The organism is Pedobacter chitinilyticus, assembly GCF_003313385.1.
GTDB lineage: Bacteria > Bacteroidota > Bacteroidia > Sphingobacteriales > Sphingobacteriaceae > Pedobacter > Pedobacter chitinilyticus.
Genome location: NZ_QMHN01000002.1, coordinates 590,952 through 609,800, shown reverse-complemented (window position 1 = coordinate 609,800; position 18,849 = coordinate 590,952). Strand labels below are relative to the sequence as shown.

The following is an 18,849-nucleotide window of genomic DNA, read 5'->3' as shown; positions in this document are numbered from 1 at the left end:
AGTTAAAATCCCTAACTCCTAATCCCTAATCCCTAACCCCTAAAACAAATGCAAGACATATCAAGAGCCAAATCGGCAGAACTATACGAGAAATCAAAAACCTATTTTCCTGGGGGCGTAAACTCACCAGTAAGAGCTTTTAAATCAGTTTATGGTACCCCTTTATTTATCCAAAAAGGCGATGGTCCTTACATTTGGGATGCGGATGGTAACCAATTTATTGATTTTTGTGCCAGTTGGGGACCTTTGATTTTAGGGCATAACAATGCTAAAATTAGAGAGAAAGTAACTGAAGTAATGCAAAATGGCATGAGCTTCGGTGCACCAACAGCTTTGGAAAATGAGTTAGCTGAACTGATTATTAAAAACAACCGCTTTGTTGAGAAAATTCGTTTTACAAGTTCTGGAACAGAGGCGGTAATGTCGGCTATTCGTTTGGCTAGAGGTTATACTGGCAGAAACAAAATCATCAAATTTGAAGGTTGTTACCATGGTCACAGCGATTCTCTTTTAGTGAAAGCAGGTTCTGGCTTGGTGACTTTCGGAGAAACTTCTTCGGCGGGTGTGCCAAAGGCTTTTGCTGATGAAACCATTGTGATTGGTTTGAATGACAAGCAGGCAGTAACCGAAGCTTTTGCTCAATTTAAAGACGATGTCGCTGCCGTAATTATTGAAGGTATTCCTGCAAATAATGGCTTATTGCTTCAAGATAAAGAGTACGTTGAATTTTTAAGTGAAACTTGTACTGCAAATGGTGCTTTGTTAATTTTTGATGAGGTAATTACTGGCTTTAGAGTAGGTTTTGAAGGCGCTGCGGCCTATTACGGCATCACTCCTGATATTGTGACTTATGGGAAAATCATCGGTGGTGGTTTGCCAGTAGGCATGTACGGTGCTTCTAACCAAATTATGGCACACATTTCTCCAGATGGTGGCGTTTACCAAGCGGGCACGCTTTCAGGTAATCCTGTGGCTATGGCGGCAGGTATTGCGGCGTTAAGTATATTGAGCCAACCTAATTTTTATGAAGAACTGAATGCTAAAGCACAGGCTTTCGTAAATGATTTGAAGGCATACATTGCCGATAAAGGCTACGAGCTTAAAATATTTACCGTAGGTTCAATCTTTTGGTTCGCTTTTACGAATAAGGACATTAAAACAGCAGAGGATATTGACCCAGCGAGCATGGAGAAATTTAAAATCATGCATCGTGAGCTATTGAACCGTGGTATTTACTTTGGGCCGTCAGGTTATGAAGTTGGTTTTGTAAGTGCTGCACACACTAGCGTGGAGCTGGATAAGGCGAAACAAGCAATTTTTGAGGCTTTGGATATTGTTTTTGCAAAATAGGGATAAGGAGTAAGGATAAAGGAACAAGGATTGGACTTCCCCTCGGTCGTCATTGTGAGGAGTAATGACAGTCTGTTCCGACCATTCGGAGAAGCAATCTTAAAGGATGGTTCTTTTGATATGTTTTGGGATTGCTCAGGAAAAACTAGTAATGACTTTCATAGGAGCTATTCTTTCCCTTTTAGGGGAGAGATGTCCGAAGGACAGAGAAGGGTGTGAATTAAACCCGATTGAAGTGTAAATACTTTTGTGGCAATGGCTGAAAAACCTCGTAGGTTTGCCCATTAGCGATCGCAAAAAGATTGTAACGAAAAGCGGGACTGAAGTAACCTAAGCATTACAGGAAACTGCTTTTCAAATAATAATAATTAAATTTAAGTCCTAAGTTACGGGATTATTGGTATGAAAAAATCCATTATCATATTTTACATTTTGTTGTTCTATGCCTTGGGACAGCTGATCAGTTGGGGCATGTTGGTGGTTAAAATTGATCCTAGCCGTATGCCTATGATTATGGGAGAGGGCGCTGTGTTTTTATTCCTGCTAGGAATTGGTGCTTATTTTATCCATGCTTCTATCAAAAAGGAGCATAAATTGCATGAAAACCAGCAGAATTTCCTGCTTTCAGTGACTCACGAATTGAAGTCGCCGTTGGCAGCCATTAAACTTTCGTTACAAACGATTGTACGTAGGGAGCTGGATAAAGAACAACGTACCGTTTTGATCAAAAACTCGCTAAAGGATGTGGAGCGTTTGGATGATTTGGTGGAGAACATGTTATTGGCCACTAAAATTGAGAGCAAAACTTATTCTTTCCCTAAAGAGAAATTTGATTTTTCTGATTTGGTCACCAGAATTACGGATAGATTGCAAGTGCATTCATGCGGCTGCGAGCAAATTATCAGTACCGATATTGAAGATAACGTGGTGATAGAAGGCGATCAATTTGCCTTATCGTCGGTGGTAAATAACCTGGTAGAAAATGCAGTGAAATATTCGGGGCCTTGTGCCGAAATTACAGTTAAATTGTGCCAAAATGACGGAAAGCCGAAATTAGTGGTTTCAGACAAGGGATTGGGCATTCCAGATAGCGAAAAGATGCATATTTTTGATAAATTTTACCGTGTGGGCGACGAAAATGTGCGCAAAAGTAAGGGGACAGGACTTGGCTTATTTATTGTTAAGGAAGTATTACAAAACCACGACGCTGACATCAGCGTTAAAGATAACGTACCTCACGGTGCAATTTTTGAAGTAACATTTAACTAATATGTCACAAAAATTAAGAGTACTACTGGTTGAAGACGAAGATCACTTGTTGGATGCCATCAAATTAAACCTCGAACTTGAGGGTTATAAAGTTCATGCTGTTAAAGACGGCAAAACTGCCTTAAAAGTATTTAAAGAAGAACGCTTTAACTTGGTTGTTTTAGACGTGATGCTGCCAGAAATGGATGGCTTTCAGGTTTGCGAAACTATACGTTTGGAAAATACGGAAGTGCCAATTCTTTTTTTAACGGCTAAAAATACCAGTGAAGACAGGGTAATGGGCCTTAAAAAGGGAGCTGATGATTATTTGGTAAAACCTTTTAACTTGGAAGAGCTGATTTTACGCGTAGGTATCTTAGTAAAACGCAGCTTAAAATCAGACGATTTAAAAGAGCTTAACTCTTACAAAATTGGTGATAAAACCATTTATTTTAACTCTTTTGAATTAAAGCAAGATGACGGTACGGTAGTTCCTTTAACCAAAAAGGAAACCATGTTATTGAAACTTTTGATTGAGCGTAAAAACGAAGCGGTTTCCCGTGAACAGATTTTGGAAACAGTTTGGAACTACGACGTTTATCCTTCAACAAGAACGATCGATAACTTTATTCTTACTTTCCGTAAGTATTTTGAACCAGATCAAAAAAATCCAATGTACTTCCATTCGATCAGAGGGGTGGGATATAAATTTACGGATATCCACTAATGTATAATAAACTGGGTAGGTTTGTGCTGATGGGCATTTTTGTGCTCTCGGCATTGGTAAGTATCAATTATCAACAGTATCAGCTGGCCGCAATATCGGGCCTGCTTTTCTGTTTTATACTGTGGAGTCATTTTAAGCACAGCTCAGTGCTATTGGCTTCTAAACACTTCAAAAATTCGGATTATGACAGAGCCGAAAAAGTATTGAACGAAGTGGATAATCCTGATCGATTAGCCAAAAGCAGGAGAGGTTTTTACGAGTTTATGCGTGCTAACATCGCCTTGAAACGTGAAGATTTTGAAAAAGCAGAATTTCATTTTCAAGTGGCCAGCCGCTTTCCTTTGGGTGGAAAAAATGATAAGGCTTATGTTTTAATTCATTTAGCTAACTTAGCGCTCCGAAAAAAAGAAGGAGAAAGGGCCTTAGCTTATGTTGAAAAGGCAAAAGAGCTGGCTACTTCATCGAGAGCTTTAGAAATTATTACAAATATTGAGAACGAGGCCAAGAAACTGGCAAATTAAAAAACATGGAGAACAATTTATTTTTAGACGCAGCATTTTCAAAACAAACTGAACGACCACCAGTGTGGATGATGAGGCAGGCAGGCCGTTTTATGCCGCAATACTGGGAAATCAAAAATAAATACTCTTTCTTAGAGATGTGTAAGACCCCAGAAATTGCTGCCGATGTAACCATGTTGCCAGTAGATTTGTTAGGAATTGATGCAGCAATTTTGTTCTCGGATATTTTAGTAACTGGAGAAGCCATGGGCGGCGATTTAAGCTTTACCCAAGGTGTTGGTCCTAAGTTTGCCAATCCAGTACGTACAGAAGCAGATATTGATGCTTTGGCGACAGATTGTTTGGATAAATTGCAATATGTTGCTGATGCGATTAAAGTTATCCAGCAACGTTTAAATGGTAGTATTCCGTTAATTGGTTTTGCAGGTGCTCCTTTTACGGTAATGAGCTATTTGGTGGAAGGTGGTTCTTCTAAAGATTTTAAATTGACCAAGCTGTTAATTCATAATCGTCCAGATTTGGCGCATAAGCTTTTGGCCAAAATTGCGAAGGTAACGATCGATTATTTGAACTTACAGATTGAGGCGGGTGTAAATGCCCTCCAATTGTTTGATAGCTGGGCATTGGCCTTGTCGTGGAATGACTACCAAGAGTTTTCGCACCAATATAATACACAAATTATAGCAGGCTTAAATAGAACAAATATTCCAGTAATTTCTTTCTGTAAAGGGAGTTCGGTTTTTGCGCCAATTATGGCAGAAGCCAAACCAGATGTAGTTTCGATTGATTGGAACGCTGATTTGTTGAACATTAAAAAAGCATTACCTGCTGGTATTGCCGTGCAGGGGAATTTAGACCCTCATATTTTGTATGCGGATCAGCCTGTAATCAAGGCACAAATACATAAATTGTTTGAGCGTATGCGTGGTGAAAATGGTTTCATTTTTAACCTAGGCCATGGCATTATGCCAGATATCCCTTTCGATAATGTAAAATATGCGATCGAAGTAGTGAAAGCGTTTAAGTATTAATAACTTTAATCCCCGAATGGGGATTTTTTATGGAAGAATATTATCAATATTTCAAGGCAGTTCACATCGTATTTGTCATTAGTTGGATGGCGGGACTGTTCTATCTACTAAGTTTGTTTATTTACCATACCGAAGCGAACGATAAGTTAGAACCAGAGAAAAGTGTGCTGAAGAAGCAATTTACCAAAATGGAGGCTACACTGTGGAAGATCATTTGCCAACCCGCCATGCTGATATCTTTAGTAGCAGGGCTGTGCATGCTCCATATCAACAGTGGTTTATTGCAAATGGACTGGATGTGGGTAAAGCTAGCTTTTGTAATTGGCCTTCTCATTTATCATTTTATTTGTGGTAGGATCATCGTTGGATTGAGAAATGATCGTTATCGTTGGAGTAGTTTTCAATTGCGTTTATGGCGTGAGTTGGCGACTATTTTTATGATTGCGATTGTATTTGTGGTAATCCTTAAAAGTGCATTAGATTGGGTTTATGGTTTAATTGGAATAATGGGCATCGCACTCTTGATCATGATTGCCGTGAAACTTTACAAAAAATCTCGAGAGAAAAAGGGAGAGTAGCCTTTTGTCATTTCGAGGAACGAGAAGTCTAAAGAGGAGATCCTTCGCTTCGCTCTGAATGGCAGCAGCAAAAAACTTAAAAAATGAAAAAACATTTACTATTTATTTTTTTATTGGCTTTAGTGCATTCAGTTAATGCCCAACTGAACAACAACTACCTTTACAATCGTATCCGTCCAGCAGATAGTTTGACGAATGAGTTACATCTTAATTTTTATAACTTTAACTACGTTAGAAATTACGAATACTCGAATAAATTTCATGACGGTTATACGCTGTATGGTACTCAGCTAGAGCCGCAATTGGTGTACTATGCGCATCCTAATTTGGCAATTACTGCAGGGGCTTATCTAAGGAAAGATTTTGGAAACGAAAGAGGTTTGTTTGATGCAAAACCTTTATTCAATGTAAAATATAGCAAAAAGAATTTAACCTTGGTTTTTGGTAGTTTGGAAGGAAATATTCAACATAATTACATTGAGCCGTTATATAACTTTGAGCGCAAAATTACTACACCTATTGAATATGGGACACAACTATTGATAGACAAGGAAAAGTTTAGCTTAGATGCTTGGATTGCTTGGCAGAAGATGATTTATAGAGGTGATGCCGCCAAAGAAGAAATTGTGGGAGGTTTTTCCACCGAAATTGTCTTGGTCAAAAACGAGGATTGGAAGCTGACCATTCCTGCTCAATCACTATTTTATCATGCTGGTGGACAAATAGATGTTTTAAAGGAAATTCCCATCACTACTTTGTTTAACGGTGCTACAGGATTTACGTTGAGTAAAAATATTGGTTACCACGTGAAGCAGGTGTATACCCAAAACTTTGTAGCGGCTTATAAAGATTTTTCGCCTACCAAAGTGAGGGCTTATCAAGGTGGTTTTGGTTTGTGGCTAAATGCGGGCATTGATACGCGTTGGGGTAATTTAGTAGCGTCTTACTGGAAAGGAAATAAGTTCATCAGCATTAAGGGAATGCCTTTGTATCAATCGGTATCTGAAACTATGAATGATGCGGGTTATACGCAAAACCATCGAAATATTTTGATGTTGAGGTATATCTATCAAAAAGAATTGCTTCCAAACCTATATCTTGATGTACGTTTCGAGCCACATTTCGACTTAGATCGATCAGAAAAACAGCTGCAATTTAACCATTCTTTTTTCCTTACTTACAAGGAAAGCTTCAAGTTGTTTAAAGTGAAGAAATAGCTTTTAAAGCTTGTCTACGCCAATTTTTTCTGCTAAACCATTCAAGTCGTTCACAACTACGTCAATTAAAGGAATGCCTGTAATTTTGCGCTCGTTCTCGAACTGATATTCTGGTTCACCAGGTATGATCACCTTTTTGTTTTCATCAACGGTTTTAGCGCTTTTAAAGCGCTTAATCCAATTGTCTAAATGATCTTTGAAGTCTTGTGCGGGACGAAAACCATCTACACGCATCGCACCTAGAAAATGGCCAATTCCTTCTCCTACTGGGTTCGGATCAGGTTCTAAAAAAGCCACAAACGGCGGAACCCAAGGTCCGTAATTGGCTCCTGATAATACTGCGGAAAGAATATCGACCGTTGCGCCCAACCCATAGCCTTTATGGCTACCGTGATCTTTATCGCTACCTAGTGGAAGTAAAGAGCCACCTGCTTTTAATTCATTTGCGTTGATGGATTGATGCCCATCTTTATCCTGCACCCATCCATCTGGAATATCTGCATTGGCACGTTGGGCAATTTCTAATTTTCCGTTGGCGGCGGCGGCAGTTGCCATATCTACTACTACTGCTGGATATTTACCTGCTGGAAAAGCATAGCACATTGGGTTAGTGCCCAGCAAACGTTCGTTGGCATAAGTAGGTGCTACCAATGGACTGGCATTGGTCATGCTAATACCAATCATATCTTTTTCTACGGCCATTAACGCATGATATCCAGCAATGCCGAAATGATTAGAGTTTTTGACCGAAACCCATCCACTACCATATTTTTCAGCCTTTTCTATCGCTACCTTCATCGCAAATGGTGCAACCACCAGTCCTAAACCTGCATCACCATCTACGGTAGCGGTGGTTGGTGTTTCATGCACAATCTTGATGTTTGGCGTAGCATTAATCCTATTCTTCTCCCAAAGGCGATAATAACCGCTTAATCTAGCTACACCGTGTGAATCTATTCCTCTTAAATCAGAACGTACCAAAACATCTGTCGCTAAATTGGCGTGCTCGTCAGAACAACCCATTTTTTTAAAGACAGTAAAGGTGAAGGTTCGTAATTTTTCTTCGGTGAAGGTGATAAACATTGCTAAATTGTTGTAAGGTTAAATTGTTGTAAAGTTGAAACGTTTTACTGATTCACTCATTCGGTCATTCAAAATTCAATCCTTTCTATGGAAGGATCAACGTGAAATCTCCACCCAAAGGATCAAAATTTTCAATTAAGGTGGCAATAAAATCGTCTCCGTAATTGACATACATAGGAGCTAGGTTGAGTACTCTTTCTTGCAAGGTGCCGTTAGGAAACAGTCGTTTTTTGAGGTTTTCTATTTGCGTAATAGATACCTCGTGATTTCTTTTTTCAGCCTTAAAAAATTTCTTTTCTAGCTTATCCAATAGCTTCTCTGTTTTGGCAAGTACAGCATCCGCAGATACTTCTAAAGTCTTGTCAATTTTAAAGGCATTTAGCTTAATTTTATCGAACACTGCTATCACATTAGCCTTTTCATCGTTTAGGCTCATGTTGGCATTACTGTTGGCCTTGATCCATTTTTCTTGCAGGGCTTGTATAGACAAGAAAAGATCTTCGAAGTTAAAGCCTAGTTTGTTGAGGTTGTCGAAACTTCTCTGATCTACTACCAAAGCCGAATTTCTCAATAAAAGCACTGGAAAATTCACCTTGTAAAAATCGAAATTGGCTTTCAATTGCATCCAATAGGAAACTTCTGCGCCACCGCCGATATAAGCAATGTTGGGCAAGATCACTTCCTGATAAAGTGGCCTCATGATTACGTTGGGACTAAACCTTTCTGGATGTAGGTTAATCTCGGCAATGATCTCTTCTTCAGTAAATTTAATGTCAGTATGGTTCACGACATACGTTTCCCCTTCTTTGATGATGCGTTCTCTTAAATCATCTTTTAGGTAAAAGAAGTTGATATCTCTGCCGTTAACTTGCGTTTTATAGCCTTGTTTTTCTAACAGTTGACTTGTTTCTTCTGTTAGTTTGGCACTGTTTTGCTGCGTAATATCTTGTTGGATGATGCTTGCAAATTGTGCTTTTAGTTGCGCATCATCTGCATTCATGATCACCAATCCATATTGTTCAAAAAGGCTGTTGACTAAAACTCTAGTCGCATCTGCTAAGTTGTCATTTTCCAGATAAGCCTGCTCTACCAGTTTGGCTAACTTCTTCCCGTTTTTACTGATGCCCAAATAACCTTTGTAAGCTTGTACAGCAGCAGCCACGGTTTTGGTGTTTAATCTTCCTGTAGCACCATTGGTTTGTTGTATCCAGCTAATGTTTTTTTCATCTACATTTACATGATTGATTTCTTCAAAATCATGATCTTCCGTAGCCATCCAATAAATAGGTACAAAATTTTTCTCTGGGTTGGCAATTTTAAGTTCTAACGCCAGATTAATAGTGGTTACAATTTTATAGATGAAATAAAGTGGGCCTGTAAAAAGATTCAACTGGTGGCCAGTAGTAACGGTATAAGTATTTTGATTGAGCAGTAATTCGATGTTATGGCTAACCGCTTTGTTTACCTTAATTTGCTGATACTGTTGTTGTAGCACCTGGACTAAAATCTTTCTATCTCCAATAAACTGATGATTTTCGACTGCTTTTTTCAGTCCATCCATGTCTGGCCTGTAACTGTAGAAAGATTTTAGAAACTCCACATCATTCACATAGTCTAAAACTAAGTTCGAAAAGGAGTGGGTGTCCTGATAAGAAATGTATTTAGCCTTCACATTTCGAAATTAAATTAAATTTTGAAACAAGTGTAGCTGATGGAATTATTTTACATGAGATTAATAAATATAAAAGACCTCGTAGGTTTTAAAAACCTACGAGGTCTGCTAAGGAGCTTTATATAGCTACCAAACATGAAAAGGTCGAGATGTAACATCCCGACCTTTTTAATAATATGCTTTGGATTTACTAGGGCTTAATTTTTACAACCTTGCCATCCTTTATTATCACTAACTCTGATTTCTTTTGTTTTTTAAATTCAATCAGTTTTTCATAAACCTTTTCAAGTCCTACGACAAGTTTATCTCGTAGTTCTATTTGTTTTTCTACAGTTGTCATAGTAATTCTTTTAGTTGATTAAACTTCATGTTATTTATAATCGTTAACCTTTCGTCAACAGTTTTTTGAGCTAAAAGTTCGTGCTTGCCCTTAGAATTATCAAAAATAAAGGCTCCGTTAACAATAGGCAAGTAAATATCGAATAAATTTTTTATACCTTTTATATATCTTCTTTCAATTATATCAGCAGGAATATTATGCCCGCCTTCCGCAACCCTCGTTTTGACCCTTTCTTTTGCAAGTTCTACACTTTGCAACCAAAAGAAAACTAGGGTTACGGTATAACCATTTTGTTTGGCCTCTAGTACTTTGTTTTTGTAACTCTTAGTAGATAATGTAGTTTCAAAAGCAAAGCTTTCATTGTTTTTTAATAGGTCGTTAATACGGTTTAGCATAATTCTCCCAGCTTCAAAGCCTACTTTTTCTGGTTGAAAAGGCGAAAGCCCTTTTGCTATTTCATCAGCATTTACAAATTCCTTACACAGAATAATTTCAGGTAGAATAGTAAATGAGGCGGTAGTTTTACCGGCTCCGTTACAACCTGCAATAATGTAAAGATTTTTATCTGGCATATAGACAAATATAACCTATTTTACAATCTGCCCATATAAATCGAAATCTTCAGCTCTATTTACTTTTACGTTTACAAAGCTTCCAATAGCGGCATATCCAGAATTGGCGTCAATTAATACTTCATTATCCACTTCTGGCGAGTCAAACTCTGTACGGCCAATAAAGAAATCACCTTCTTTTCTATCTACCAATACTTTGTAGGTGTTGCCTACTTTTTCTTGGTTGATTTCGAAAGAAATGCCCTGTTGCAATTCCATAATGGCGTCTACACGTTCTTGTTTGATTTCTTCTGGAACATCATCTACTAAGTCGTAAGCGTGTGTTTTTTCCTCATGTGAATAAGTGAAGCAACCCAAACGGTCGAAGCGAGTTTGCTCAACCCATTGGTACATCTCTTCAAAATCACGTTCGGTTTCACCTGGGTAGCCACAAATTAAAGTAGTACGCATGGCGATATTTGGAACCTTAGCTCTGATTTCATTAACAATATCAATTGTTTTTTGCTTGGTGATTCCACGACGCATTGACTTTAACATGTTATCGGTGATATGCTGTAGTGGCATATCCAGATATTTGCAAATATTCTCACGCTCATTCATCGCCTCCAAAATTTCCATAGGGAAACCAGAAGGGTAGGCGTATTGCAATCTGATCCACTCTATGCCGTTTACATCTGATAAGCGACGTAAAAGTTCATCTAAATTCCTCTTGCCGTATAAATCTAAACCGTAATAAGTTAAATCTTGTGCAATAAGAATTAGCTCTTTAGTGCCGTTTGCAGCCAATATTTTAGCTTCATTCACCAGTTCACTCATATCCCTGGAAACATGTTTGCCACGCATTAAAGGAATGGCGCAAAAAGAACAAGGTCGATTACAACCCTCCGCAATTTTGAAATAAGCAAAATGCGATGGCGTGGTGAGCAAACGTTCACCAATCAATTCGTGCTTGTAGTTGGCACCTAAAGTGTGTAAAATATTTTGAAGGTCATTGGTGCCGAAATATGCATCAACGTTAGTGATTTCAGCTTCTAAATCTGGTTTGTAGCGTTCAGAAAGACAACCAGTAACAATAACCTTTCCTACTTTGCCTTCATCTTTAAGCTGGCTGTATTGTAAAATGGTATCGATAGATTCTTGCTTCGCATTATCAATGAAACCGCAGGTGTTAATAACTACAATATCATCTTTCCCTAATTTGCTCGCTTCGTGCTCAACATTCAAATTGTTGCCTTTCAGTTGTCCCATTAACACTTCGCTGTCGTAAGTATTTTTAGAGCAACCCAAAGTAATCACATTGATTTTTGGTTGAGCGGTTTTTGTAGTTGTTTTATTTTTTGTAATCATTTTTCTTTTTGGGATGATTATGCCGATTTTTCCTTCGGTTTGATGACACAGATTGTGAGATTACACCGATTGATTTTTAATTATACTGATAGACGCTTAATCTCACAGCTGGTATTTCCAAAGTTAATCAATAATCCAGTTTTAATTTTGCTGGCTCTCAGGTAGGAGATGAGTTGGTTTTGAAATAACTTAGGTTGATACCCTGTTACAGATTTGAGTTCGACTATTACTTTGTTTTCTACTAATAAATCGCACCTGAACTTACCAATAATGGTGTTTTCAAATTTGACGATAAACTCTTTTTCTGTTTCAAAGAATATTCCTTTTTGTTGTAGCTTTATTTTTAGTGCATTAACGTAGATTTTTTCGAGAAATCCAGGACCTAGGATATTATGAACTTCAAAACAACAACCTATTATTTTTCGAGTAAGCTCGTCATAAGTTGCTAAATCTTCAGTTTCCATTATTACATCGTTGTAATCCTAAAATCTGTGTAATCAACCACTTTAGTGCACCTATATTTATTTAAATAAACTATTGACAAATTCTTTCTTATCGAACAGTTGTAAATCGTCCATTTTTTCACCAACACCAATGTATTTTACTGGAATTTTAAATTGATCTGAAATACCAATAACCACACCACCTTTCGCGGTTCCATCTAATTTAGTAATGGCCAACGCATTTACATCAGTGGCTTCAGTAAATTGTTTGCACTGCTCAAAAGCATTTTGTCCAGTGGATCCATCCAGTACCAATAAAATCTCATGAGGTGCATTTGGAACAACCTTTTGCATCACATTTTTGATTTTACCTAGTTCATTCATTAAACCAACTTTGTTGTGTAAACGACCTGCAGTATCGATAATAACCACATCTTCCTTATTGGCTACGGCTGACTGTAAAGTATCGAAAGCAACAGAAGCAGGGTCAGAGCCCATGGCTTGTGCCACTACACGTACACCCACACGTTCGCCCCAAAGCTTGATCTGATCAACAGCGGCAGCACGGAAAGTATCAGCAGCACCCAATACTACATTTAGGTTTTCTTTTTTCAGCTTATGGGCAAGCTTGCCAATCGTAGTGGTTTTGCCCACGCCATTTACGCCAACTACCATAATTACATAAGGTTTATGGTCGCCGTATTCAAAATTCCTGAAGTCGTTACTGTTATTTTCGGCTAGTAATAATTGAATTTCGTCTCTTAATAAGCCATTAAGTTCGGTGGTAGATAGGTACTTGTCTTTTGCTACACGGGCCTGAATTCTATCGATGATTTTAAGCGTAGTGCTAACACCTACGTCAGAAGTTACCAGAACTTCCTCCAAGTTGTCCAGTACATCATCGTCAACGGTAGACTTTCCAGCAACGGCTTTAGTAAGTTTACTAAAAAAACCTTCCTTGGTTTTTTCAAGTCCTTTATCTAATGCTTCCTGAGCTTCAGGTGCAGTTTCTTTTTTTTTGAAAAAATCAAATAAACCCATATTTCATCAATTTATTAATTGTTTGTCAAGGTTGATGATAGCTTCCCCAAAATAAATATGGGATTAGTTTTATAAAATAAAAAAAGCCCTTCCGTTAATACGGAACGGCTCTTAAGCTATTCTTAAATATTGTTATTTGCTGCTACCAGCAATAGCATCTTTAACGTGATCATTGTGAACAATTGCTTCTTTGAATGAGTAAGCACCAGTTTTTGGAGACTTAACCATTGTGATCACTTTTGAATATTCTTTACCTGTACCTGTTTTAAGGGTTGCAACTACTTTCTTTGCCATGTTTTTTTAAATTTAATGATTGAGTGAGTGAATTATGAATGACTGAATTTCAATTCTATAATTCAATCATTTTACCCCTTCAAAATTATTTAATCTCCTTGTGTACGGTTACTTTCTTTAAAACCGGGTTGTATTTTTTCAACTCTAAACGCTCAGTAGTGTTTTTACGGTTTTTAGTAGAAATATATCTAGACATACCAGGCATACCACTTGTTTTATGCTCTGTGCATTCTAAAATAACTTGAACTCTGTTACCTTTTTTTGCCATTTCTTTATTTATTTATGCCGTAGGTACGGCAAATGTTTTTACAAATATCCTTTTTTCATGAAACGATTAATCGCTTCAGAAACACCAATTTTATTGATGGTTTTAATAGCTGAAGTAGATACTTTTAGTGTTATCCAACGATCTTCTTCAGGGATGTAAAATTTCTGAAGTTGTAGGTTAGGATAAAACTTGCGCTTAGTTTTAACGTTCGAGTGAGAAACGTTATGTCCTTTCATCGCGGTTTTTCCTGTTAAATCACAAACTCTTGACATGACTTTATTTTGTTATTTGTTATTCGTCGCTTAATTCTTTTTAAGAGCCTGCAAATATCAGAATAATTTTTCTAAACATCAAGTGTGCTGTGAAAATATTTTAAAGATATTTTTTGTGTGTCTAGTAAATGCTAACTCACTAACAATTAATGTGCATCATGAACGAATTGAAAAGGGCTTTAGATGTCCTTTTGCTTTTAAAAACACTCAAGTCTGGATATTTCATGTTTCGAACGGCTAGAATAGATTTGTATTTAACATTTCTATTAAAGAAATAAAACTAAGTTATTAGCTCTAAATTAACCTTTGTTTTTAGCAGCAAAGGTTTTAATTTTAAACTTATCTGCAATTGGGAAAATTTGAATAAATGTGGCGGTTTGTTGATATGTTGTTTGTAAAATTGAGACGAATTTGATGTTTTTATAGTATATAATTACTTATTTTAGCATCCGAACAATCCACAACCTATTATAAATTACTATGCAGATCAAATCTTTGGAGCAGTATGAAGAAAGCTACAAAAAAAGTATTGAAAACCCAGAGCAGTTTTGGGGTGAAGTAGCCCAAAATTTCCGCTGGAGAAAACCTTGGTACAAAGTTCTTTCTTGGAATTTCGAAGAGCCAAATATCAAATGGTTCGAAGGTGCCAAGCTTAATATCACTGAAAATTGTTTAGACAGGCATTTGGAGCACAGTGCAGACAAGCCTGCCATTATATGGGAACCTAACGATCCAGAGCAAGATAGTGTAACCTTAACTTATAAGATGTTGCACGAAGCCGTTTGTCGTTTTGCCAATGTTTTAAAAAGAAACGGTGCGCAAAAAGGCGATCGTATTTGTATATATATGCCAATGGTACCTGAATTGGCCATTGCCGTGTTAGCTTGCGCTCGCATTGGTGCGGTACACTCGGTGGTATTTGGTGGATTTTCAGCCAAATCAATTGCAGATAGAATTAACGATGCCAAATGTAAATTGGTGATTACTGCGGATGGCGTTTATCGCGGAGCGAAGCCTATTCCATTGAAAGATGTGATTGATGATGCTTTGATTGGTTGTCCTACGGTAGAAAAAGTAATTGTACTTACCCACGTAAGAACACCTGTAAGTATGCTGAAAGGTAGAGATGTATGGTGGGAAGATGAAGTGAAACACGTAAATGCAGTTTGCGAAGCCGAGGAAATGGATGCAGAAGATCTGTTGTTCATTTTATATACTTCTGGTTCTACAGGAAAACCAAAAGGTGTAGTGCATACCTGCGGTGGCTATATGGTTTATGCAGGTTATACCTTCAGTAATGTTTTTAATTACCAGCCTGATGAAGTCTATTTCTGTACGGCAGATATCGGTTGGATTACTGGACACTCTTATATTGTTTACGGTCCATTGTCACAAGGGGCTACCACTTTAATTTTTGAAGGTGTGCCTACTTATCCAACTCCTTCTCGTTTTTGGGATATTGTAGAGAAGCACAAAGTAAATATTCTTTACACGGCACCAACGGCCATTAGGTCATTGATGAGTTTTGGAGACGAGCCTTTAGAAGGAAAAGATTTAAGCTCATTGAGGGTTTTAGGTTCAGTAGGAGAGCCGATCAACGAAGAGGCTTGGCATTGGTTTGACGAAAAGATTGGTCATGGTAAAGCGCCAATTGTAGATACTTGGTGGCAGACGGAAACTGGTGGAATTATGATTTCGCCAATTGCTAACGTAACCAAAACCAAACCTAGCTATGCTACTTTGCCTTTGCCAGGTATACAGCCTGTATTGGTTGATGAAAATGGTGTTGAAATAGAAGGTAATGATGTAAGCGGTAACTTGTGCATTAAATTCCCTTGGCCAGGGATGTTGCGTACCACTTATGGTGATCATGAACGTTGCCGTCAAACTTATTTTTCTACTTATCCAGGAATGTATTTTACAGGCGATGGATGTTTGAGAGATGAGGATGGCTACTACAGAATTACAGGTAGGGTTGATGACGTATTGAACGTATCAGGTCATAGAATTGGCACAGCTGAAGTAGAAAATGCCATTAACATGCATGCTGGTGTGGTTGAAAGTGCAGTAGTAGGTTATCCTCACGATGTGAAAGGACAAGGAATTTATGCATTTATCATCTATCCAAATCACCACCAAGATGCGGACTTAACCAAAAAGGATATTCTGCAAACCGTTACAAGGGTGATTGGTGCGATTGCTAAACCAGATAAAATTCTGTTTGTATCGGGCTTGCCTAAAACCAGATCGGGTAAAATTATGCGTAGAATTTTAAGAAAAATTGCTGAAGGTGAAACTTCGAATCTTGGAGATACATCGACCTTACTAGATCCAGCAGTGGTTGACGAAATTATTGAAGCTGCTAAGAATAAGCAATAATAAAATATCTTAATTGAGGACAGGTTAATTAGCCTGTCCTTTATTTTTTACTTCAAATTTGTTTTCTGAGTAAACTACATCATTATCGGTTATTCCCTGTACAATGATTTTGAAAACTCCAGTGATGTCGCCAGTATAAAAACTGAATTCAGTTTCCTTTTCGCGATTTAAAACCATGCCATAATTCCAGTAAATTGTCGAAAAAAGCGCAGGTTCCGCCGGATCTTTGTAATCATCTAAATAGAATTCTTTATGGTAGAAGATTCCTGAAAACTGCACGTAAGACTTGTCTTTTTTGTCGAAAGTAGTACAGCCAATGTAGGGTGTTTTCATCGTGCCGCCGTAAGTTCTGCCTCGTATGGGCTGGGTATTGCCCACATCGGCAACGTGATTTTGACAATTTAAAATGTTGTATCTGCAAACATAATCTCCGCAAGCGTTAGCTCCAGGAGCACCCTGATAGTTAAAACTGTTGTCTTTTTTGTTGGTAATGGTTACTTCTTTTAGCCTAATGGCTTTTTCGTTGCTTTTGAGGGCTAAATCCACATTGTTGTTTAAAGATAATGGCAGCATATCTTCAAAAGGCGTTTCGGTTCGGGCCAATTTCTTACTGGTTTTTTCAAACAAATCATCGATATAAATATCAAAACTTTCTTTATCTGCGGCATTAATAAATACATACATTTTTTTACCATACCCAGATATAAACGCTGATTGATTTAGGTTAAAGTTTCCTTGCGGAGAGGTTTCAAGTGTTCTAATTTGGTTATCTCCAAAAATGGCGAGGCTCATTGGTTTGGTAATTTGTTTAGTGCCTTTTTTTAGGCTTCCCACTATCGATAAGCTATCTACACTTTTCGCAGTGTCGTTTAACTTTGCATTCAACATTTGTTGCCAAGTATATCTTCGCCACCCTTTCGCCATTAAAATCTGTTCGAGGTAACTTTTGTCTCTATAACCCTTTCCATTAATGCTAGCTGGAGCATTTTCGAGTTCGTTTTTAATGTAGGAGTAGGTTTCAATATCATTGCTGTTTTTTAGTGAAATCCTATTCTCTTGTACTACGGCTATTGATACAATGGCATCAGACTTTAGTTCATTAGGACTAAGTTTTACGGTCACTTTTTCTCTTTGAAGGTAAACTGGGTTATCCAGTTGGATTTTAAGGGACGCTTTGTTGTCGTAGTGGGCAAAGAAAATCTGCTCAGCTAATGGTCTATCCAAACTGTCAGTAATGGTGACAGTGTGTATCCCTTTGGGAATTTCGGTTAAAGGAACTTTGATTCTCCTTGTGCGGTGACCTTCCGTGCCAAGGGGATAATCGATAAAGCATTTCTTGAAATTGTGCACTCGTATGAATACCTTCTGCTCACCAGTACTTCTCAATAACAATTGTAAAGTGTCTTGAGGAAGCACATTGGCAATGTTCATGACCAAGCCAGTTGGGAGTGCTTTGGGTAAAAAGTAAGTGCTGTCAGCCATGGTTTCGTGAACTAGTTTTACGCTGTAAACGGCATTTTCTTTAGGAGATAGTTTAAACTTTCCAATACCGTAACTGCTGGTTTCTATGGTGTCGACAATGGTGTTGTCTTGATATAAGAAAGCTTTGATGGCCATGGGCTTTTTCTGCGGATCAGTGACTTCCCAAGCGATGGTTGAAGTAACATTGTTGACTAAGTTACCACCTACTGGAAAGAATTTAACTATTGCTTTGATTTTGCTGGACGGCAGGTTTAAGTTCAAGAAGGCGCTGTCTTTTAAGTATTTTAACCTCACATAAATATTAGGATCGATGATGTTTTCCTGTTTAGGAAGGGAAAGCAATAATTGGCCAGAAGCATCGGTTTTTGCAGTTCTTTGTTCCTTGCCGTACCTATAATTTACGATGGTTGGCTTAGGTAAGAACTTATTATCGTTCGATGTGACCGAAATCAATAGCTTATGTTCTTTAGCCTTGTCGTTTGGTTTTTCCAGAAATGCAATGTTTCCCTTGAAAGGCAAATCGATATTGGTTTTTAGAGTGATCCGCTGCTTAAAGGTGAGCTCTGGTTTGCCATCGATCAATTTATCGGTAAAGGCCAAAAAATGGTAATCACCTGTTAGTATAGAATCGGGGAAGACCATGCTGCCAAAAGCAAGTCCGTCGTGGACTAAAAATTTATCCAATTTTACTAAGGAACTATCCATGTCCCTGATTAGCGCAACAGCTAAAACTTTATGAGCTTTATGTTTAAATTTTCCAGTTTTTAATAAATAGGCAGTGAAATAAGCAGTTTCATTATTAGCATAAATATTCTTGTCAAAATGAATAAACAAATTGGTGGTTGGATTTGCCAGGTTATTGAAGGCGATTTTCTGAGAAATATCTTTCTGCCCGTAGCTTTTGAACGTAAAAAACAGCAATAAATTTAGAAGGAGAAAAATGCGCATTTATAAATTTAGGGAATGCAATTGAAATTGTCATGG

The 18,849-nt window shown here is 37.8% G+C and carries 19 protein-coding genes; 8 read left to right on the top strand and 11 right to left on the bottom strand.

The window, feature by feature from the left end; all coding sequences use genetic code 11:
* The first annotated feature begins 48 nt into the window (after positions 1-48).
* The 7 genes from hemL to DUT70_RS09370 all read left to right on the top strand — a co-directional run bounded on the left by hemL (position 49) and on the right by DUT70_RS09370 (position 6,672).
* Positions 49-1,350 carry a glutamate-1-semialdehyde 2,1-aminomutase gene (gene hemL, locus DUT70_RS09400; protein WP_113647060.1) on the top strand — a complete coding sequence of 434 codons (1,302 nt, stop codon included), beginning with the start codon at positions 49-51 and terminating at the stop codon, positions 1,348-1,350.
* Positions 1,351-1,752: 402 nt separating this feature from the next.
* Positions 1,753-2,619 carry a sensor histidine kinase gene (locus DUT70_RS09395; protein WP_113647059.1) on the top strand — a complete coding sequence of 289 codons (867 nt, stop codon included), beginning with the start codon at positions 1,753-1,755 and terminating at the stop codon, positions 2,617-2,619.
* Between the two features lies 1 nt (position 2,620).
* On the top strand, positions 2,621-3,325 hold the full coding sequence (locus DUT70_RS09390; RefSeq protein ID WP_113647058.1) for a response regulator transcription factor: 705 nt from the start codon (positions 2,621-2,623) through the stop codon (positions 3,323-3,325).
* The gene (locus DUT70_RS09385; RefSeq protein ID WP_113647057.1) at positions 3,325-3,846 is read left to right on the top strand and encodes a tetratricopeptide repeat protein; all 522 of its coding nucleotides are present in this window, start codon (positions 3,325-3,327) and stop codon (positions 3,844-3,846) included. Before DUT70_RS09390 ends, DUT70_RS09385 begins: the two co-directional genes overlap by 1 nt.
* A gap of 5 nt (positions 3,847-3,851) precedes the next feature.
* Positions 3,852-4,877 carry a uroporphyrinogen decarboxylase gene (hemE, locus tag DUT70_RS09380; protein ID WP_113647056.1) on the top strand — a complete coding sequence of 342 codons (1,026 nt, stop codon included), beginning with the start codon at positions 3,852-3,854 and terminating at the stop codon, positions 4,875-4,877.
* A 29-nt stretch (positions 4,878-4,906) separates the two neighbouring features.
* Positions 4,907-5,455, top strand: coding sequence for a CopD family protein (locus tag DUT70_RS09375; protein ID WP_113647055.1), 549 nt, complete (start codon positions 4,907-4,909; stop codon positions 5,453-5,455).
* Between the two features lie 83 nt (positions 5,456-5,538).
* Positions 5,539-6,672: a hypothetical protein gene (locus DUT70_RS09370; RefSeq protein WP_113647054.1), complete on the top strand. Its 1,134-nt coding sequence runs from the start codon at positions 5,539-5,541 to the stop codon at positions 6,670-6,672.
* Positions 6,673-6,675: 3 nt separating this feature from the next.
* On the opposite strand, the gene DUT70_RS09365 is transcribed toward DUT70_RS09370, so the two are convergent.
* The 10 genes from DUT70_RS09365 to rpmB form a co-directional block, all read right to left on the bottom strand.
* Entirely contained in the window at positions 6,676-7,755 is a 1,080-nt protein-coding gene (locus DUT70_RS09365) for an Ldh family oxidoreductase (protein WP_113647053.1), read from the bottom strand.
* An 85-nt stretch (positions 7,756-7,840) separates the two neighbouring features.
* Complete coding sequence (gene bshC, locus DUT70_RS09360; protein WP_113647052.1) at positions 7,841-9,427, bottom strand: bacillithiol biosynthesis cysteine-adding enzyme BshC; 1,587 nt, start codon at positions 9,425-9,427, stop codon at positions 7,841-7,843.
* A gap of 190 nt (positions 9,428-9,617) precedes the next feature.
* Positions 9,618-9,767, bottom strand: coding sequence for a hypothetical protein (locus tag DUT70_RS21160; RefSeq protein ID WP_162926599.1), 150 nt, complete (start codon positions 9,765-9,767; stop codon positions 9,618-9,620).
* Positions 9,764-10,339, bottom strand: a complete 576-nt coding sequence (locus DUT70_RS09355) for a zeta toxin family protein (RefSeq protein ID WP_113647051.1) — start codon at positions 10,337-10,339, stop codon at positions 9,764-9,766. Before DUT70_RS09355 ends, DUT70_RS21160 begins: the two co-directional genes overlap by 4 nt.
* Positions 10,340-10,354: 15 nt before the next feature.
* Positions 10,355-11,686, bottom strand: a complete 1,332-nt coding sequence (rimO, locus tag DUT70_RS09350; RefSeq protein ID WP_113647050.1) for a 30S ribosomal protein S12 methylthiotransferase RimO — start codon at positions 11,684-11,686, stop codon at positions 10,355-10,357.
* A gap of 80 nt (positions 11,687-11,766) precedes the next feature.
* Positions 11,767-12,150: a GxxExxY protein gene (locus DUT70_RS09345; RefSeq protein ID WP_113647049.1), complete on the bottom strand. Its 384-nt coding sequence runs from the start codon at positions 12,148-12,150 to the stop codon at positions 11,767-11,769.
* 57 nt (positions 12,151-12,207) lie between these two features.
* Complete coding sequence (gene ftsY, locus DUT70_RS09340) at positions 12,208-13,170, bottom strand: signal recognition particle-docking protein FtsY (RefSeq protein WP_113647048.1); 963 nt, start codon at positions 13,168-13,170, stop codon at positions 12,208-12,210.
* 132 nt (positions 13,171-13,302) lie between these two features.
* Entirely contained in the window at positions 13,303-13,464 is a 162-nt protein-coding gene (locus DUT70_RS09335) for a DUF4295 domain-containing protein (RefSeq protein WP_113647047.1), read from the bottom strand.
* 85 nt (positions 13,465-13,549) lie between these two features.
* Positions 13,550-13,732, bottom strand: a complete 183-nt coding sequence (rpmG, locus tag DUT70_RS09330) for a 50S ribosomal protein L33 (RefSeq protein WP_107216618.1) — start codon at positions 13,730-13,732, stop codon at positions 13,550-13,552.
* A gap of 38 nt (positions 13,733-13,770) precedes the next feature.
* Positions 13,771-14,004, bottom strand: coding sequence for a 50S ribosomal protein L28 (rpmB, locus tag DUT70_RS09325; RefSeq protein WP_097132999.1), 234 nt, complete (start codon positions 14,002-14,004; stop codon positions 13,771-13,773).
* 480 nt (positions 14,005-14,484) lie between these two features.
* Between rpmB and acs the strand changes: the two genes are divergently transcribed.
* Positions 14,485-16,383: an acetate--CoA ligase gene (gene acs / locus DUT70_RS09320; RefSeq protein WP_113647046.1), complete on the top strand. Its 1,899-nt coding sequence runs from the start codon at positions 14,485-14,487 to the stop codon at positions 16,381-16,383.
* A gap of 24 nt (positions 16,384-16,407) precedes the next feature.
* Here the strand turns inward: acs and DUT70_RS09315 are convergent, their stop codons facing one another.
* A complete protein-coding gene (locus tag DUT70_RS09315) occupies positions 16,408-18,813 on the bottom strand; it encodes a hypothetical protein (protein ID WP_113647045.1) in 2,406 nt (801 codons plus the stop codon).
* Positions 18,814-18,849: the final 36 nt, after the last annotated feature.

Coding starts and splice junctions, on each gene's coding strand:
- rpmB (WP_097132999.1), bottom strand. CDS start 14,004: ATGTCAAGAGTTTGTGATTTAACAGGAAAAACCGCGATGAAAGGACAT.
- hemE (WP_113647056.1), top strand. CDS start 3,852: ATGGAGAACAATTTATTTTTAGACGCAGCATTTTCAAAACAAACTGAA.
- DUT70_RS09390 (WP_113647058.1), top strand. CDS start 2,621: ATGTCACAAAAATTAAGAGTACTACTGGTTGAAGACGAAGATCACTTG.
- DUT70_RS09315 (WP_113647045.1), bottom strand. CDS start 18,813: ATGCGCATTTTTCTCCTTCTAAATTTATTGCTGTTTTTTACGTTCAAA.
- DUT70_RS09385 (WP_113647057.1), top strand. CDS start 3,325: ATGTATAATAAACTGGGTAGGTTTGTGCTGATGGGCATTTTTGTGCTC.
- ftsY (WP_113647048.1), bottom strand. CDS start 13,170: ATGGGTTTATTTGATTTTTTCAAAAAAAAAGAAACTGCACCTGAAGCT.
- DUT70_RS21160 (WP_162926599.1), bottom strand. CDS start 9,767: ATGACAACTGTAGAAAAACAAATAGAACTACGAGATAAACTTGTCGTA.
- rimO (WP_113647050.1), bottom strand. CDS start 11,686: ATGATTACAAAAAATAAAACAACTACAAAAACCGCTCAACCAAAAATC.
- DUT70_RS09375 (WP_113647055.1), top strand. CDS start 4,907: ATGGAAGAATATTATCAATATTTCAAGGCAGTTCACATCGTATTTGTC.
- DUT70_RS09345 (WP_113647049.1), bottom strand. CDS start 12,150: ATGGAAACTGAAGATTTAGCAACTTATGACGAGCTTACTCGAAAAATA.
- acs (WP_113647046.1), top strand. CDS start 14,485: ATGCAGATCAAATCTTTGGAGCAGTATGAAGAAAGCTACAAAAAAAGT.
- rpmG (WP_107216618.1), bottom strand. CDS start 13,732: ATGGCAAAAAAAGGTAACAGAGTTCAAGTTATTTTAGAATGCACAGAG.
- DUT70_RS09395 (WP_113647059.1), top strand. CDS start 1,753: ATGAAAAAATCCATTATCATATTTTACATTTTGTTGTTCTATGCCTTG.
- DUT70_RS09370 (WP_113647054.1), top strand. CDS start 5,539: ATGAAAAAACATTTACTATTTATTTTTTTATTGGCTTTAGTGCATTCA.
- DUT70_RS09335 (WP_113647047.1), bottom strand. CDS start 13,464: ATGGCAAAGAAAGTAGTTGCAACCCTTAAAACAGGTACAGGTAAAGAA.
- DUT70_RS09365 (WP_113647053.1), bottom strand. CDS start 7,755: ATGTTTATCACCTTCACCGAAGAAAAATTACGAACCTTCACCTTTACT.
- hemL (WP_113647060.1), top strand. CDS start 49: ATGCAAGACATATCAAGAGCCAAATCGGCAGAACTATACGAGAAATCA.
- DUT70_RS09355 (WP_113647051.1), bottom strand. CDS start 10,339: ATGCCAGATAAAAATCTTTACATTATTGCAGGTTGTAACGGAGCCGGT.